The organism is Streptomyces sp. NPDC017225, assembly GCF_044331465.1.
Lineage (GTDB): Bacteria > Actinomycetota > Actinomycetes > Streptomycetales > Streptomycetaceae > Streptomyces.
Map to the genome: position 1 here is coordinate 77,916 of NZ_JBIRNE010000006.1, position 14,296 is coordinate 92,211.

At 71.0% G+C, this 14,296-nt stretch carries 15 protein-coding genes; 7 read left to right on the top strand and 8 right to left on the bottom strand.

What is annotated here, in order from left to right:
• Positions 1–53: 53 nt before the first annotated feature.
• On the bottom strand, positions 54–2,468 hold the full coding sequence (locus tag ACH4NX_RS15925; protein ID WP_398127546.1) for an HAD-IC family P-type ATPase: 2,415 nt from the start codon (positions 2,466–2,468) through the stop codon (positions 54–56).
• Positions 2,469–2,680: 212 nt separating this feature from the next.
• Complete coding sequence (locus ACH4NX_RS15930) at positions 2,681–2,935, bottom strand: DUF2530 domain-containing protein (protein ID WP_351389316.1); 255 nt, start codon at positions 2,933–2,935, stop codon at positions 2,681–2,683.
• A 183-nt stretch (positions 2,936–3,118) separates the two neighbouring features.
• Here ACH4NX_RS15930 and ACH4NX_RS15935 point away from each other — a divergent pair, with 183 nt between their 5' ends.
• Positions 3,119–4,576: an NCS2 family permease gene (locus tag ACH4NX_RS15935; protein WP_351389314.1), complete on the top strand. Its 1,458-nt coding sequence runs from the start codon at positions 3,119–3,121 to the stop codon at positions 4,574–4,576.
• 10 nt (positions 4,577–4,586) lie between these two features.
• On the opposite strand, the gene ACH4NX_RS15940 is transcribed toward ACH4NX_RS15935, so the two are convergent.
• On the bottom strand, positions 4,587–4,769 hold the full coding sequence (locus tag ACH4NX_RS15940) for a hypothetical protein (RefSeq protein ID WP_055417808.1): 183 nt from the start codon (positions 4,767–4,769) through the stop codon (positions 4,587–4,589).
• A gap of 155 nt (positions 4,770–4,924) precedes the next feature.
• Between ACH4NX_RS15940 and ACH4NX_RS15945 the strand changes: the two genes are divergently transcribed.
• Positions 4,925–5,362: a MarR family transcriptional regulator gene (locus ACH4NX_RS15945; RefSeq protein ID WP_351389311.1), complete on the top strand. Its 438-nt coding sequence runs from the start codon at positions 4,925–4,927 to the stop codon at positions 5,360–5,362.
• A 27-nt stretch (positions 5,363–5,389) separates the two neighbouring features.
• Positions 5,390–6,751 (top strand): MFS transporter, encoded by a 1,362-nt coding sequence (locus ACH4NX_RS15950; RefSeq protein WP_351389308.1) that lies wholly within the window; start codon positions 5,390–5,392, stop codon positions 6,749–6,751.
• A 42-nt stretch (positions 6,752–6,793) separates the two neighbouring features.
• Here the strand turns inward: ACH4NX_RS15950 and ACH4NX_RS15955 are convergent, their stop codons facing one another.
• Positions 6,794–7,381 (bottom strand): Uma2 family endonuclease, encoded by a 588-nt coding sequence (locus ACH4NX_RS15955; RefSeq protein ID WP_351389305.1) that lies wholly within the window; start codon positions 7,379–7,381, stop codon positions 6,794–6,796.
• 115 nt (positions 7,382–7,496) lie between these two features.
• Between ACH4NX_RS15955 and thpR the strand changes: the two genes are divergently transcribed.
• Positions 7,497–8,069, top strand: coding sequence for an RNA 2',3'-cyclic phosphodiesterase (gene thpR / locus ACH4NX_RS15960; RefSeq protein WP_351389303.1), 573 nt, complete (start codon positions 7,497–7,499; stop codon positions 8,067–8,069).
• Between the two features lie 131 nt (positions 8,070–8,200).
• On the opposite strand, the gene ACH4NX_RS15965 is transcribed toward thpR, so the two are convergent.
• Genes ACH4NX_RS15965 through ACH4NX_RS15975 form a run of 3 tightly spaced genes read right to left on the bottom strand, consistent with a single transcriptional unit; the run spans position 8,201 to position 10,465 of the window.
• Positions 8,201–9,193: an aldo/keto reductase gene (locus tag ACH4NX_RS15965; RefSeq protein WP_351389300.1), complete on the bottom strand. Its 993-nt coding sequence runs from the start codon at positions 9,191–9,193 to the stop codon at positions 8,201–8,203.
• Between the two features lie 51 nt (positions 9,194–9,244).
• On the bottom strand, positions 9,245–9,775 hold the full coding sequence (locus ACH4NX_RS15970) for a Uma2 family endonuclease (RefSeq protein WP_398127671.1): 531 nt from the start codon (positions 9,773–9,775) through the stop codon (positions 9,245–9,247).
• Positions 9,776–9,784: 9 nt separating this feature from the next.
• Positions 9,785–10,465 (bottom strand): GDSL-type esterase/lipase family protein, encoded by a 681-nt coding sequence (locus ACH4NX_RS15975; protein WP_351389298.1) that lies wholly within the window; start codon positions 10,463–10,465, stop codon positions 9,785–9,787.
• Positions 10,466–10,565: 100 nt separating this feature from the next.
• On the opposite strand from ACH4NX_RS15975, the gene ACH4NX_RS15980 reads away from it, so the two are divergent.
• Positions 10,566–11,549 carry a WD40 repeat domain-containing protein gene (locus ACH4NX_RS15980; protein WP_351389295.1) on the top strand — a complete coding sequence of 328 codons (984 nt, stop codon included), beginning with the start codon at positions 10,566–10,568 and terminating at the stop codon, positions 11,547–11,549.
• Here ACH4NX_RS15980 and ACH4NX_RS15985 read toward each other — a convergent pair.
• Positions 11,523–12,362 (bottom strand): TetR/AcrR family transcriptional regulator, encoded by an 840-nt coding sequence (locus tag ACH4NX_RS15985; RefSeq protein WP_398127547.1) that lies wholly within the window; start codon positions 12,360–12,362, stop codon positions 11,523–11,525. The genes ACH4NX_RS15980 and ACH4NX_RS15985 overlap by 27 nt on opposite strands.
• A 90-nt stretch (positions 12,363–12,452) precedes the next feature.
• Here ACH4NX_RS15985 and ACH4NX_RS15990 point away from each other — a divergent pair, with 90 nt between their 5' ends.
• Both ACH4NX_RS15990 and ACH4NX_RS15995 read left to right on the top strand, forming a co-directional pair.
• A complete protein-coding gene (locus ACH4NX_RS15990) occupies positions 12,453–13,424 on the top strand; it encodes an ATP-binding cassette domain-containing protein (RefSeq protein ID WP_398127548.1) in 972 nt (323 codons plus the stop codon).
• The gene (locus ACH4NX_RS15995; RefSeq protein WP_351389287.1) at positions 13,421–14,254 is read left to right on the top strand and encodes an ABC transporter permease; all 834 of its coding nucleotides are present in this window, start codon (positions 13,421–13,423) and stop codon (positions 14,252–14,254) included. Before ACH4NX_RS15990 ends, ACH4NX_RS15995 begins: the two co-directional genes overlap by 4 nt.
• The last annotated feature ends 42 nt before the right edge of the window (positions 14,255–14,296 follow it).

The window sequence follows — 14,296 nt, forward strand, 5'->3', positions numbered from 1 at the left end:
GGTTTCTGGCAGGGTGGTCCTCCCCCGCGCCCGGAACCGCCCGTCATCGCGGGCTAGGCCGGTACGTGCCGGTCCACCCACCTCCACAGCAGTTCCAGCACACCCGCCGCCGCCACCGCGATGCCGACGGCGGCCCACGGCATCGTCACGCCCACCAGCTTCAGCGCGAAGAAGTCCTGGAGCCACGGCACCACCAGCACCACCAGGAAGCCCGCGGCCATCGCCGCCACCAGCGCCACGCGCCACCAGGTGTAGGGCCGGGCGATGATCGCCAGCACCCACAGGGAGATCAGGAACAGCGTCAGCGTCGCCGCGCTCGTCTCGGCGTCCAGCGCCCCCGGCCCGGAGTAGTGCTGCCGGGCGACCAGATACGTGGTGAAGGTCGCCGCCCCGGTCAGTACCCCGCCCGGGATCGCGTACCGCATGACGCGCCGTACGAAGTGGGGCTGGGCCCGTTCCTTGTTCGGGGCGAGGGCCAGGAAGAAGGCGGGGACGCCGATGGTGAGCGTGGAGATCAGGGTGAGGTGGCGGGGCAGGAAGGGGTACTCGACCTGTGAGCAGACCACCAGGATCGCCAGCAGCACCGAGTACACGGTCTTCACCAGGAAGAGCGTCGCGACCCGGGTGATGTTGCCGATGACCCGGCGGCCCTCGGCCACCACCGACGGCAGCGTGGCGAAACTGTTGTTGAGCAGCACGATCTGCGCGACCGCCCGGGTGGCCTCGGAGCCCGAGCCCATCGCCACGCCGATGTCGGCGTCCTTGAGCGCCAGGACGTCGTTCACGCCGTCGCCGGTCATCGCGACCGTGTGGCCGCGCGCCTGGAGGGCGCCCACCATGTCCCGCTTCTGCTGCGGGGTGACCCGGCCGAAGACCGTGCCGTCGTCCAGCGCCCCGGCCAGCTCCTCCCGGCCGGCGGGCAGCCGGCGCGCGTCGACGGTGGCGCCGGACAGTCCGAGCTTGGCGGCCACCGCGCCGACCGACACCGCGTTGTCCCCGGAGATGACCTTGGCGCGGACGTCCTGGTCCGCGAAGTAGCGCAGGGTGTCGGCGGCGTCCGGGCGCAGCCGCTGCTCCAGGACGACCAGGGCGGTGGGCGTGACCCCCTCGGCCACCCGGGGGTCGTCCAGGTCGCGGCCGGCGCGGGCGAGCAGCAGTACGCGCAGCCCCCGCTCGTTGAGCCGCGTGGTCTCGGCGAGGGCGGGGTCGTCCTCGGCCAGCAGCACGTCGGGCGCGCCCAGCAGCCACGTACCGGAGGGGCCGTATCCCTCGCCCTCACCCTCGCTGAAGGTGGCCCCGCTGTACTTGCGGGCGGAGGAGAAGGGCAGGGACGCGGTGCGGCGCCGGTCACCGGCGGCTTCGGCGACCGGGTAGGCATCGATGATCGCCTGGAGGGAGGCGTTCGGACGCGGGTCGGACGCGCCGAGGGCGCCGAGGACCGTGCGGACACGGCTCTCGTCGGCGCCGCCGAGCGGGCGCAGCTCGGTGACGTCCATGCCGCCCTCGGTGAGGGTGCCGGTCTTGTCCAGGCAGACGGTGTCGACGCGGGCCAGGCCCTCGATCGCGGGCAGTTCCTGGACGAGGCACTGCTTGCGGCCGAGCCGGACGACGCCGATCGCGAAGGCGACGGAGGTGAGCAGGACCAGGCCCTCCGGGACCATGGGCACGATGCCGCCGACCGTCCGCGCGATCGAGTCGTCCAGCTCGTTGTCCTTGGCGACCAGCTGGCTGAGGATCAGGCCGATCGCGGTCGGGACCATCATCCAGGTGACGTACTTCAGGATCGTGGAGATGCCCGAGCGCAGCTCGGACTGGACCAGGGTGAAGCGGGAGGCCTCCTCGGCGAGCTGGGCGGCGTACGCCTCGCGTCCCACCTTGGTCGCCCGGAACGCGCCGCCGCCCGCGACCACGAAGCTGCCGGACATGACCTGGTCCCCCGGCTGCTTGACGACCGGGTCGGCCTCGCCGGTCAGCAGGGACTCGTCGATCTCCAGCCCGTCCGCCTCGACGCACACCCCGTCGACGACGACCTTGTCCCCGGGGCCGGTCTCGATGACGTCGTCCAGCACGATCTCCGAGGTGCTGACCTCGACGGCCTTCCCGTCCCGGCGCACGGTCGGGCGGACCTCGCCGATCAGTGCCAGGGAGTCGAGGGTCTTCTTCGCCCGCCACTCCTGGACGATGCCGATGCCGGTGTTGGCGAGGATCACGAATCCGAACAGGCTGTCCTGGATCGGCGCGACGAACAGCATGATCACCCAGAGCACGCCGATGATCGCGTTGAACCGGGTGAAGACGTTGGCGCGGACGATGTCGGCCATGGAGCGGCTGCTGCGTACCGGCACGTCGTTGACCTGGCCGCGCGCGACCCGCTCGGCGACGCCGGCCGCCGTCAGTCCGGTGGCCGCGGAGGGGACGTGGAGGGGGTGCGCGGGATCGAGTCGGCCGCCCGCGTCGAGATGCGTCATGCGTTCGACGGTACGTGCGGTTTTGCGGCTTCACCCCCCGGATGCGGGGAAGATCCGACCCGGGTAGGAGGGGCCGGTCCGGCCTCTGGGGCCGTGGTACTACAGGGCGCGCGGGTACGTAGGACCAGGGAGCCCGTCGAGCCGCGGCGCGGTCAGCACGTGGAAGCAGCGCAGCCCGGCCTCCTGCTCGGCCGGCCGCGCGCGGAGCGTCTTCAGGCCGCGTCCCGTGCCATCCGCTTGAGCGCGGCGTCGCGCTTGCGGACGTACCAGATGCCGATCAGCCCGAGCCCGGCACCGGCCAGGCAGGTCCACACCCACCAGGCCTGCCCGCGGTCGTCGAACCAGCCGTAGAAGGGCAGCTGAACGAGGAAGAGGACGAACCAGAGGACGGTGCCGCCGATGATGGTGGGGACCACGGGGCCCTCCAGGGGCTCCGGCGCCTCGTGCGTGGGTGTCCACTTCGTCATGCGTACAGCTTACGAGCAGGGCGCGGGTGCGCCGACAGCGCGCGGCGCCACCCCGGATCTACGCGCGGAGATAGCGATCTCTGGCTCATACGTTCATACTGAATCCGTTTGTCTCTGACCACTTTCATTCGTAGGAAGCACCAACAAGGCCGTGGGGGAACCTGTTGGTGATGAGGTCCTCGCATGCCCACCTCGGCCTCCGCCAAGGTCCCCCCGTCCCCCGAGTCGCCGGAGGACCGGCGGCCCCCGCAGAACGGACTCGACCGCTACTTCAAGATCTCCGAGCGCGGCAGCACGCTGGCCCGCGAGATCCGCGGCGGTCTGGCCACCTTCTTCGCGATGGCCTACATCATCGTGCTGAACCCGATCATCCTGGGCAGCGCGAAGGACATGTACGGCAACCAGCTCGACAACGGTCAGCTGGTCACCGCGACCGCCCTGACGGCGGCGTTCACCACGCTCCTGATGGGCGTCATCGGCAACGTCCCGATCGCGCTGGCCGCCGGCCTCGGTGTGAACTCCGTCGTCGCCCTCCAACTCGCCCCGCGGATGTCCTGGCCGGACGCCATGGGCATGGTGGTACTGGCAGGCTTCGTCGTCATGCTGCTGGTCGCCACCGGCCTGCGTGAGCGCGTGATGAACGCCGTGCCCTACGGCCTGCGCAAGGCCATCGCCATCGGTATCGGCCTGTTCATCATGCTGATCGGCCTCGTCGACTCCGGTTTCATCACCCGGATGCCGGACGCCGCCCAGACCACCGTCCCGCTCCAGCTGGGCACCGGCGGCCATCTGATCGGCTGGCCGGTACTGGTCTTCGCCCTCGGCGTGCTGCTCACCCTGGCGCTGATCGTCCGCAAGACCCCCGGCGCGATCCTGATCTCCATCGTGGTGATGACCGTCGTCGCGATGGTCATCAACGCCGTCGCCGACATCCCCTCCTGGGGCCTGACCACCCCGGAGTGGCCCGGCAACCCCGTCGCCACCCCCGACTTCGGCCTGGTCGGCGAGGTCAGCCTGTTCGGCGGGTTCGAGAAGGTCGGCGTCCTGACCGGCGTGCTCTTCGTCTTCACCGTCCTGCTGTCGTGCTTCTTCGACGCGATGGGCACGATCATGGCGGTCGGCGACGAGGCGAAGCTGACCGACGGCGAGGGACAGATGCCGGGCATCAACAAGGTCCTGTTCGTCGACGGCATCGCGGTCGCCGCGGGCGGCGCCAGCTCCGCGTCGGCGACGACCTGCTTCGTGGAGTCCACGGCCGGCGTCGGCGAGGGCGCGCGCACCGGCTTCGCGAACATCGTCAGCGGTGCGCTGTTCGCCGTGGCCCTGTTCCTCACGCCGGTCGCCACGATGGTGCCGTCCCAGGCGGCCACTCCGGCGCTGGTCGCGGTCGGCTTCCTGATCCTGGCCGGCTCGATCAGGGAGATCGACTGGAGCGACTTCACGATCGCCGTCCCGGCCTTCGTGACGATGCTGATGATGCCGTTCAGCTACTCGATCACCAACGGCATCGGCATGGGCTTCATCACCTTCTCGGTGCTGCGCCTGGCCGCCGGGCGGGGCCGGGAGGTCCCGGTCACCATGTACGCGGTGTCCGCGGTCTTCGCCTTCTACTACCTGATGCCGGCGCTGGGTCTCACCTGACCGGCAGGGCTCACGTGACCCCGTAGAACCGCTCCGTCTCCTCCACGGCGGACTGGAACCGCTCGTCGAAGTCATCGCGAATGAGCGTCCGGACGACATAGTCCTGGACGCTCATTCCTCTTTTCGCCGCATGGTGCCGGAGCCGGTCGAGCAGCTCCCCGTCCATCCGCAGGCTGAGCACGCTGGTCCCCATGCGGACGAGGGTCGCCCCGCCGACCGGGTGATGCTCCGGTTTCCGGAAACAGCTCACTCGTACGGGTGAACTATGCGTTTCAGTGGCGGGCGTCACGGGCAGGCGGGCGGGTGCCCGGTGGTATTTCGCGAGACTAATGAGTTAAGCTAAGGAACATGCCGGACCTCAAGCATGGCGACGACGCCGCCGCCGTGAACTCCCTGCGCTCCGCCGTGATGCGGCTGTCCCGTCGGCTCAAGCACCAGCGCGTCGACGAGTCACTCAGTCCGACCGAGATGTCGGTGCTGGGCACCCTGTCCAACTGCGGCAGCGCGACCCCGGGCGAGCTGGCCCGCAAGGAACACGTCCAGCCGCCCTCGATGACCCGCATCGTGGCGCTCCTGGAGGCCAAGGGACTGGTCCGACTGGAGCCACACCCCGAGGACCGGCGCCAGAAGGTCGTGACGCAGACCGAGCAGGCAGTGGTGATGCTCGAGGAGAGCCGCCGCAAGCGGAACGCGTTCCTGGCCACGCTGGTCGAGGCACTCGACGAGGACGAGTGGGCGAAACTGCGCGCCGCCGCCCCCGTGCTCGAGAAGCTGGCGCACTTGTAAGCAGCATTCGCGAGGAGGCGAACCCTTTTGAGTACGGGATCCGGAGCAGCTTCCGCCCCCGCACCTGACGGCCACGACGACCCGACCGCCCCCGACGCCCCTCGTCGGACGTCGATGTTCGCCTCCCTGAAGGTCAGGAACTACCGCCTCTTCTTCCTGGGCCAGGTCGTCTCCAACGTCGGTACCTGGATGCAGCGCATCGCCCAGGACTGGCTGGTGCTCAGCCTCACCGGCTCCTCGGCCGCCGTCGGTATCACCACCGCCCTGCAGTTCCTGCCGATGCTGCTCTTCGGCCTCTACGGCGGTGTCCTCGTCGACCGCCTGCGCAAGCGGCCCACGCTGCTGGTCACCCAGTCCGCGATGGCCCTGACCGCGCTCTTCCTCGCCGTCCTCACCCTGACCGGCCACGTCGATGTCTGGCACGTCTACGTCGCCGCCTTCGCGATGGGCCTGGCCACGGTCGTCGACAACCCGGCCCGCCAGTCCTTCGTCGCCGAGCTGGTCGGCCGGGACCAGCTCCAGAACGCGGTCAGCCTCAACTCGGCCAACTTCCAGTCCGCCCGCCTGGTCGGCCCCGCCGTCGCCGGTCTGATGATCACCGGCGTGGGCACCGGCTGGGCGTTCCTCGCCAACGGCCTGTCCTTCGTCGCGCCGCTCACCTGCCTGCTGCTGATGCGCGCCCGCGAACTGCACGCCGTCGAGCGCGCCCCGCGCGGCAAGGGACAGCTGCGTGAGGGCCTGCGCTACGTCGCCGGCCGGCCCGAGCTGATCTGGACCATCACCCTGGTCGGCTTCATCGGCACCTTCGGCTTCAACTTCCCGGTCTTCCTGTCCGCCTTCGCCGACGACGTCTTCGACGCGGGGGCCGGTGCCTACAGCCTCTTCAACACCCTCATGGCGGTCGGCTCACTGGCCGGTGCCCTGCTCGCCGCCCGGCGCGGCACCGCGCGGCTGCGCGTCCTGATCGCGGCGGCGCTCGCCTTCGGCGCCCTGGAGATCGTGGCGGCGACGGCACCGCGGCTGTGGCTGTTCGCGCTGCTGATGGTCCCGATAGGCGTCTTCAGCATGACCGTCAACGTCACCGCCAACACCAGCATCCAGATGTCCACCGACCCGGCCATGCGGGGCCGTGTGATGGCCCTGTACATGATGGTCTTCCTCGGCGGCTCACCGGTCGGCGCCCCGATCGTCGGCTGGGTCACGGACACCTACGGCGCCCGGGCCGGCCTCGCCGCGGGGGGCGCGGTGGCGGCGACCGCCGCGCTCGTCATCGGCCTGGTCCTGGCCCGCGTCGGCAACCTGCGCCTGTCGGTGGGCTGGCACCGGGGGCACCCGCAGGTGCGGTTCGTGCCGCGCGAGCGGCGGGAGGAGCTGGCGCCGGCGGCGTAGCCCGCCCGGTTCCCGGCGCCCGCGGCCGGTCCGGTCCCCGGGTCAGTCGCGGGGGAAGTCGTCGGTCTTGAGGGTGAGGCCGACGACGGTGCCGGTCAGGTCGACGTCCTCGCCGAAACCGAAGCCGACGAAGCCGTGGTACTTGCCGTCCTGCGGCAGGGTGTGCAGGTACCACTCGCCGGCGTACGGGTCGACGATCAGGTACACCGGGACGTCGGCGGCGGCGTAGGCGTCCTTCTTGGGGCCGTGGTCGTTGCCGGCCGTGCTCCGGGAGACGACCTCGGCGACGAACTCCACGTCCTCGGGGAGCCAGTGGCCCTTGTCGTCCCGCCGGGCGCCCCCGGCCAGGGCGACGACGTCGGAGGCGAAGCCGTTGAGATGCCCCGGGTAGTCCATACGGACGTCGGACTTGACGCGCTTGCGCGGGTACCTGGCGCGCAGTTGCTCGACGATGTCCAGGATGATGTCCCAGTGGGTGTCCCGCTGTGGCGTCATGAAGATGTGACCCCCGACGATCTCGGTCTTGTATCCCTCGGGGACGGGCATCTTCTCGAGCCACTCGAACATGACGTCCAGAGTCAGCCCGGTGCTCTCTTCGGCCATCTCGATCCTGTCGTCAAGGACGGTCATCGTGGCACTCCTCCCCGGCCGCCCCCGACGCGAGTGCGGCCGCGCGGTACAACGATACGCACGGTGACCAGGACACGCGCGGACGTACGCGTGTTCCCCGGAGGAGACTGACGGCATGAGACTGTTCGCCGCCGTACTGCCCCCGGACGACGTCACCGACGCCCTCGCCGCCGAGGTCGCCGCACTGCGGAGGCTGCCCGGCGCGGACGGGCTGCGCTGGACCGGCCGCCCCGGCTGGCACCTCACGCTGGCCTTCTACGGAGAGGTCGGCGACGACCTCGTACCGGACCTGTCGGCCCGCCTGGAGCGGGCCGCCCACCGCACCGCGCCCTTCGGGCTGGCGCTGCGCGGGGGCGGTCAGTTCGGGCACGGGCGGGCTCTGTGGGCGGGTGCGGAGGGTGATCTCGCCACCCTGCGGCTGCTGGCCGGCCGCGCGGAGTCGGCGGCGCGCAGGGCGGGCGTCCCGATGGGGGAGCACCGCCGCTACAAGCCCCACCTGACGGTGGCCCGCAGCCGGGAGGCGTTCGACGCACGCTCCTGCGTCGAGGCACTGGACCACTTCACGAGCCCCGCCTGGACCGTGACCGACCTCGCGCTGGTGCGCAGCGACCTGCCGACGTCCGGGGTGCCGGGCGAACAGCCCCGTTACGAGACGGTCGCCCGCATCCCGCTCGGCGCCTCCGGTTAGGCTCGGGGGCGTGGACCCGAAGACCCGTAACCGGATCATGGCCGGTGTGCTCGTACTGATGATGCTCGTGGTGGCGGTGGCGGCGGCGCTCGGCTGAGCAGCCGTGAGGCGGCCGCCGCCCTCTCACGCCGTTACCAGGCGAACGCCTCCGGCGAGGGGCCCGGCCCCGGGAAGATCTCGTCCAGCCCGGTCAGCAGCTCGTCCGACAGTTCCAGCTCCACGGCCCGCAGCGCCGACGCGAGCTGCTCCGCGGTGCGCGGACCGACGATCGGGCCGGTCACGCCGGGCCGCGTCAGCAGCCAGGCCAGAGCGGCCTCGCCGGGCTCGACGCCGTGCTTGTCGAGCAGGTCCTCGTAGGCCTGGACCTGCGCGCGGCCCGCGGGGTCGGCCAGGGTGTCGGCCGCCCGTCCGGAGGCGCGGCGTCCGCCCCGCACCTCCTTCTTCAGGACCCCGCCGAGCAGCCCGCCGTGCAGCGGCGACCAGGGGATGACTCCGAGGCCGTAGTCCCGCGCGGCCGGGATGACCTCCATCTCGGCGCGGCGCTCGGCCAGGTTGTACAGGCACTGCTCGCTGACCAGCCCGATGGTGCCGCCGCGCCGGGCGGCGGTCTCGTTGGCCTGGGCGATCTTGTAACCGGGGAAGTTCGAGGACCCGGCGTAGAGGATCTTGCCCTGCTGGACCAGGACGTCGATGGCCTGCCAGATCTCGTCGAATCCGGTGGCGCGGTCGATGTGGTGGAACTGGTACAGGTCGATGTGGTCGGTCTGGAGCCGCTTCAGGCTGGCGTCGACCGCCCGCCGGATGTTCACGGCGGAGAGCTTGTCGTGGTTGGGCCACGCCTCGCCGTCGGCGCCCATGTTGCCGTAGACCTTGGTGGCCAGGACGGTCCTGTCGCGCCGGTCGCCGCCCTTGGCGAACCAGTTGCCGATGATCTCCTCGGTACGGCCCTTGTTCTCGCCCCAGCCGTACACGTTGGCGGTGTCGAAGAAGTTGATGCCGGCGTCCAGCGCCGCGTCCATGATCGCGTGGCTGTCGGCCTCGTCGGTCTGCGGGCCGAAGTTCATGGTCCCGAGGACGAGTCGGCTGACCTTGAGTCCTGTGCGTCCGAGCTGCGTGTACTTCATGGTCCCCAAGCCAACGACTTGGAGTGCACTCCAGGCAAGCGGTCCGTGCGGTCAGTCGCGGGGGAAGGCGTCGGTCCTGAGGGTGAGGCCGAGAACGGTGTCCGTGAGATCCAGCTCCTGCCCGAAGGCGACCCGGGTCTCGGTGGTGTAGTCGCCGTCCTTGGGGTGCGTGAAGATGTGGCAGCGGCCCTGGTAGGGGTCGGCGACGAGGTAGAGGGGGACCTCGGCGGCGGCGTACGCGAGCTTCTTGGGGCCGTAGTCGTTGGCGGCGGTGCCCTGGGGGATGACCTCGGCGACGAACTCGACGTCCTCGTGGCGCCAGTGGCCCGTGTCGTCCCGCTCCGCTCCGTCGCGAAGTTCGGCCACGTCCGGGCAGAAGCCGTTCTCATGGCCCGGGAAGTCGATGCGGACGTCCGAGAGGACCAGTACGTCCATGCCGAACCGGTCCTCGATGGGCCGTACGATCCGGCGGATGATCGCCCAACGCGTGTCGCGCTGCGGTGTCATGTGGACGTTGCCCCCGACGATCTCGACCCTGAATCGCCAGGGCGGTTTCCGTACCGACCTTCTGGTCCGGGCGATCCGGAGTGCCTACCGGGCGGGGGAGTAGGGCCCGCCCAGCCCCCACTCCTCGTCCATCGCCTCCGCGAAGGCCTCCGCGATCTTGTGCTCGCCGCTCTCGTTGGGGTGCGTGCCGTCGTACGTGTCCGTGTGGAAGTCGTACGACACCGGCGGCGGGACCAGGAGCAGCGAGGAGCGGGGTTCGTCGAGGTCGGCGGTGGTCTTCACGAGGAGTTCGTTGAAGCGGGTGACCTGCTCGGCGAAGGACGCGTCGGCCTCCACCCGGATGTTGGGGATCACCGGCATCACGGCCATGCGCACGCGCGGGTCGGCCGAGCGTGCCCCGGCGACGAAGGCCCGGACGTTGTCGGCCGTCTGCTCGGCGTTCGTGTAGAAGCCGAGGTCGATCAGGCCCAGGGAGACCAGGAGCACGTCCGCGCGGCAGTCCCGTACCGTCTCGCCGATCAGCGGGGCCATGTGGTGCCAGCCCTCGCCCCAGCCGGCCAGGTGGGCGCGGGGGAAGTCGGGGTCGGCGTAGGCGTACGAGGTGGGGGCGTCCGTCGACCGGTCGTGCAGCGTCTCGCGGGGGCCGACGAACGTGAAGGGGCGGTCGTGGGAGTCGCGCAGGTGCTGCCACATCCGGTAGCGCCACGTGTGTTCGCCCGCGCTCCCGATCGTCATGGAGTCACCGACAAACATGAACCTGAGCATCCGCTCATCATGGACGATCGGCCTGGGCGGCGCGATGTGAGCCCGGCCACCTGGGGAGCCCCGTACCGTGAACGCCCGTGCGGGATGGCAGTCTTGGCGCATGCGCCGTTCTTTCGCCCTCCTCGCCTCGGCCCTTCTCGTGGGCGCGTTCGCCGCGCCCGCCTCCGCCGCCGACGGGGTCGCCGGGAGTGACGGTTTCACGATCAAGGACCCGCGCATCACCGAGTCCAGCGGCCTCGCCGCCTCCCGCCTGCACCCCGGCGTCTACTGGACCCACAACGACCAGGACAACGGGCCCTACCTCTACGCCGTGGACGGCTCCACCGGCGAGACCGTCGCCCGCGTCGCGCTCTCCGGCGTCGGCACGCCGCGCGACGTCGAGGCGATCTCCGTCGGGCCGGGCAACCGGATCCTCGTCGGCGACATCGGCGACAACCTCGGCGGCACCTGGCCGCACGTGTGGATCTACGAGCTGCCCGAGCCGAAGGAGCTCAAGGACCAGACGGTCGAGGCGAAGCAGTACGTCGTGAAGTACGCGGACGGCGCCCGCGACGCGGAGTCGATGGTCGTCCACCCGAAGACCGGGCGGGTCTACATCATCGACAAGAAGGAGGACGGCGGGCACCTGTACGAGGGGCCCGAGGAGCTGTCCGCCTCCGGCACCAACGTCTTCCGGCGAGCCGCCCCCGTCGAACTCTGGGCCACCGACGCCGCCTTCTCCCCGGACGGCGAGCGGCTCGCCGTGCGCGGCTACATGGGGGGCATCTGGTACGACTGGAACGGCGGGAAGATCCAGCGCAAGGGGCGGATCAGCGTGCCGCTCGGGCAGGGCGAGTCCGCCACCTACACCACCGACGGCGAGAAGCTGCTGCTCGGGATGGAGGGCGAGAGCAGCCCCGTGAAGGCCGAGGACGCGCCCGGGAGCGGCGGTGAGTCGGGAGGTGGCGGCTCCCATGCCCCGGGTGAGGACTCCGAAGGTGCCGACGGGACCGGCGGGGGCACCCTCAAGGTCGGGGCGGTCGGCCTGGTCGTCGCGTGCGCCGCCGTGTTCTTCGGACTACGACGGCTCTTCCGCCGCCGCTGACCGATCAGCCGCCGCCGGACCGTCCGCCGGCCCCGAGCCGCGCGCCGCCGGCCCGCCGGCCGCGCCGCGCGCGGTCACCAGTACCTCCAGCCCGTCCAGGATGCGCTGCAGCCCGAACTCGAAGTGGTCGAAGCCCGCGCCGAAGGTGTCCTCGGTGAGGGAGGCCAGGACGGGGTAGCGCCCGCTGGTCATGGCTTTCACCAGCGCCGGCTCCTGGGCCTGCCAGAACTGCGCGTCCGTCAGGCCGGAGCTGCGCTCGGCCTCCTCCCCGTGCACCTGCGTGCGGGCGGCGCCGACGACGTACCCGTCGATCATGACGATCGCCGACACCAGCTCGGGGTCGGTCAGGCCCATCGGCTTGATCCGGGCGAGCACCTTCTCCATGCCGTCCAGGGCGCTCGGGCCGAGGACCGGGCGGGACTGGTTGACCTCCAGCAGCCAGGTGTGGCGGCGGTAGAGGGCGAGGGTGGCGCGGCCGAGCGCCTCCAGCGCCGTACGCCAGTCGCCGTCGCCGAAGCCGCCGGGGTCCTCGGACGGGCGCTGCACGCGGTCCAGCATCAGGTCGATCAGCTCGCCCTTGCCGGGGACGTAGCGGTACAGGGACATGGTCCCGGTGCCCAGCTCGGTGGCGATCCGGCGCATCGAGACCGCGCCGAGCCCGTCCCGGTCCGCGACCTCGACGGCGACCTCCACGATCCGTTCCAGGGTCAGGCCCGGTTTGGGCCCCCGGCTGGGCCGCCTGCCGGTGTCCCACAACAGGTCGAGGGTGCGGCCGATGTCACCGCTGCCGCTGGTCTCCGTACCGCTTGCCATGAGGGTCATTCTAGGTCCGCGCACAAAAACTGGGTACGGTGTACGCGCAATCGGGTACGGTGTACTCAGTAAAGGAGTGAAGGGGGACCCATGAGCGACGCATACGCGGTACGGGCCGAGGGGCTGGAGAAGCGGTACGGCGAGAAGCACGCCCTCGACGGCTTCGACCTGACCGTCCGCGAGGGCACCGTGCACGGCCTGCTCGGGCCGAACGGCGCCGGCAAGACCACCGCCGTGCGCATCCTGTCCACGCTGCTGAGGCTGGACGGGGGGCGGGCCGAGGTGGCCGGCCTCGACGTCGCCCGGCAGGCGCGCGAGGTACGGGCGCGGATCGGCCTCACCGGCCAGTACGCGGCCGTGGACGAGGTGCTCACCGGCCGGCAGAACCTGGAGATGTTCGGGCGCCTGTTCCACCTGGGCGGCAGGCGGGCTCGCGCCCGGGCCGTCGAGCTGCTGGAGCAGTTCGACCTGACCGACGCCGCCGACCGGGGCGTCGGCAAGTACAGCGGCGGCATGCGGCGCCGCCTCGACCTCGCCGCGTCGATGATCCTCGCCCCGTCCGTGCTGTTCCTGGACGAGCCGACGACGGGCCTGGACCCCCGCAGCCGCGGCGAGGTCTGGGACTCCGTCCGCGCGCTGGTGGCGAGCGGTACGACCGTGCTGCTGACCACGCAGTACCTGGAGGAGGCCGACAAGCTGGCCTCCCGGATCACCGTCATCGACCAGGGCCGGTCCATCGCCGACGACACCCCGGACGGGCTGAAGAACCTGGTCGGCGGCGACCGCGTCGAGGTCGTGGTCGCCGAGCGGGCCGAGATACCGAGGGTGGTGAAGGTGGTCGCCCGCGTCTGCGACGGCGAACCGGAGACCGACGACGTGGCGCTGCGGGTGCACGCCCCGGTCACCGACCGGGTGACCGCGCTGACCGAGGTGGCGCGCACCCTCCAGGACGAGGGGGTCCGGGTGGAGGACATCGGGCTGCGCAGGCCGAGCCTGGACGACGTGTTCCTGAGCCTGACCGGACACCGTACGACTGCGGAGAAGCGGGAGGTGGCGGCATGAGCGCCCTCGACCTGACGACCGGCCCCGGCAGCGGCGGCGATCGCGGGCGGCTGTACTGGGCGGTCGCCGACTGCGGCAACATCGTCCGCCGCGGCCTGACCCACTACAAGCGCCAGCCGGTCAACATCGCCTGGCAGCTCGGCTTCCCGATCCTGTCCGTCCTCCTCTACGGCTATGTCTTCGGCAGCGCGATGACCGTGCCGGGCGGCGGGGACTACAAGGACTTCCTGATGCCGGGCATGTTCGTGATGACCATGGCGTTCGGCTTCATCAACACCGCGACGCTCGTCGTCCACGACTCCACCAAGGGCGTCATCGACCGCTTCCGCTCCATGCCGATGTCCTCCTCCGCGGTGGTGGCGGGGCGCGGTGTGACCGACCTGGTCGTCGCCTGCGCCGAGCTCACGATCCTGGTGCTGACGGCGCTCGCCATGGGCTGGCGGCCGGACGGGGGCTGGAACTTCCTGGCCGCGTTCGGGCTGCTGCTGTGGCTGCGGTTCGCGCTGATCTGGATCGGGGTGTGGCTGGGCCTGCTGGTCCCCAACCCGGAGGCGGCGGGCGGCCTGTTCGCGGTGGCGTTCCCGCTGACGATGATCTCCAGCATCTTCGTAGCCCCGCAGCTCATGCCTGACTGGCTGGGCTGGGTGGCCGCCTGGAACCCCATCTCGTCCACGGCGGCGGCGGCCCGCGAGCTGTTCGGCACGCCGGTGGGCGGCGGCGACTCGTGGGTGGAACAGCACTCGCTGCTGATGGCGGGCGTGTGGCCGGTGGTCCTGACGGCGATCTTCCTGCCGCTGTCGGTGCGGCGCTTCCAGCGGCTCAGCCGGTAGGCCCCGCTCTCCAGGCATGCCGCGTGGAGGGCACCCATGACG

Bases quoted from the DNA above. Each gene is read 5' to 3' on its own strand.
- ACH4NX_RS15925 (WP_398127546.1), bottom strand. From the start codon at position 2,468: ATGACGCATCTCGACGCGGGCGGCCGACTCGATCCCGCGCACCCCCTC.
- ACH4NX_RS15930 (WP_351389316.1), bottom strand. From the start codon at position 2,935: ATGACGAAGTGGACACCCACGCACGAGGCGCCGGAGCCCCTGGAGGGC.
- ACH4NX_RS15935 (WP_351389314.1), top strand. From the start codon at position 3,119: ATGCCCACCTCGGCCTCCGCCAAGGTCCCCCCGTCCCCCGAGTCGCCG.
- ACH4NX_RS15940 (WP_055417808.1), bottom strand. From the start codon at position 4,769: ATGGGGACCAGCGTGCTCAGCCTGCGGATGGACGGGGAGCTGCTCGAC.
- ACH4NX_RS15945 (WP_351389311.1), top strand. From the start codon at position 4,925: ATGCCGGACCTCAAGCATGGCGACGACGCCGCCGCCGTGAACTCCCTG.
- ACH4NX_RS15955 (WP_351389305.1), bottom strand. From the start codon at position 7,381: ATGACCGTCCTTGACGACAGGATCGAGATGGCCGAAGAGAGCACCGGG.
- thpR (WP_351389303.1), top strand. From the start codon at position 7,497: ATGAGACTGTTCGCCGCCGTACTGCCCCCGGACGACGTCACCGACGCC.
- ACH4NX_RS15965 (WP_351389300.1), bottom strand. From the start codon at position 9,193: ATGAAGTACACGCAGCTCGGACGCACAGGACTCAAGGTCAGCCGACTC.
- ACH4NX_RS15975 (WP_351389298.1), bottom strand. From the start codon at position 10,465: ATGCTCAGGTTCATGTTTGTCGGTGACTCCATGACGATCGGGAGCGCG.
- ACH4NX_RS15980 (WP_351389295.1), top strand. From the start codon at position 10,566: ATGCGCCGTTCTTTCGCCCTCCTCGCCTCGGCCCTTCTCGTGGGCGCG.
- ACH4NX_RS15985 (WP_398127547.1), bottom strand. From the start codon at position 12,362: ATGGCAAGCGGTACGGAGACCAGCGGCAGCGGTGACATCGGCCGCACC.
- ACH4NX_RS15990 (WP_398127548.1), top strand. From the start codon at position 12,453: ATGAGCGACGCATACGCGGTACGGGCCGAGGGGCTGGAGAAGCGGTAC.
- ACH4NX_RS15995 (WP_351389287.1), top strand. From the start codon at position 13,421: ATGAGCGCCCTCGACCTGACGACCGGCCCCGGCAGCGGCGGCGATCGC.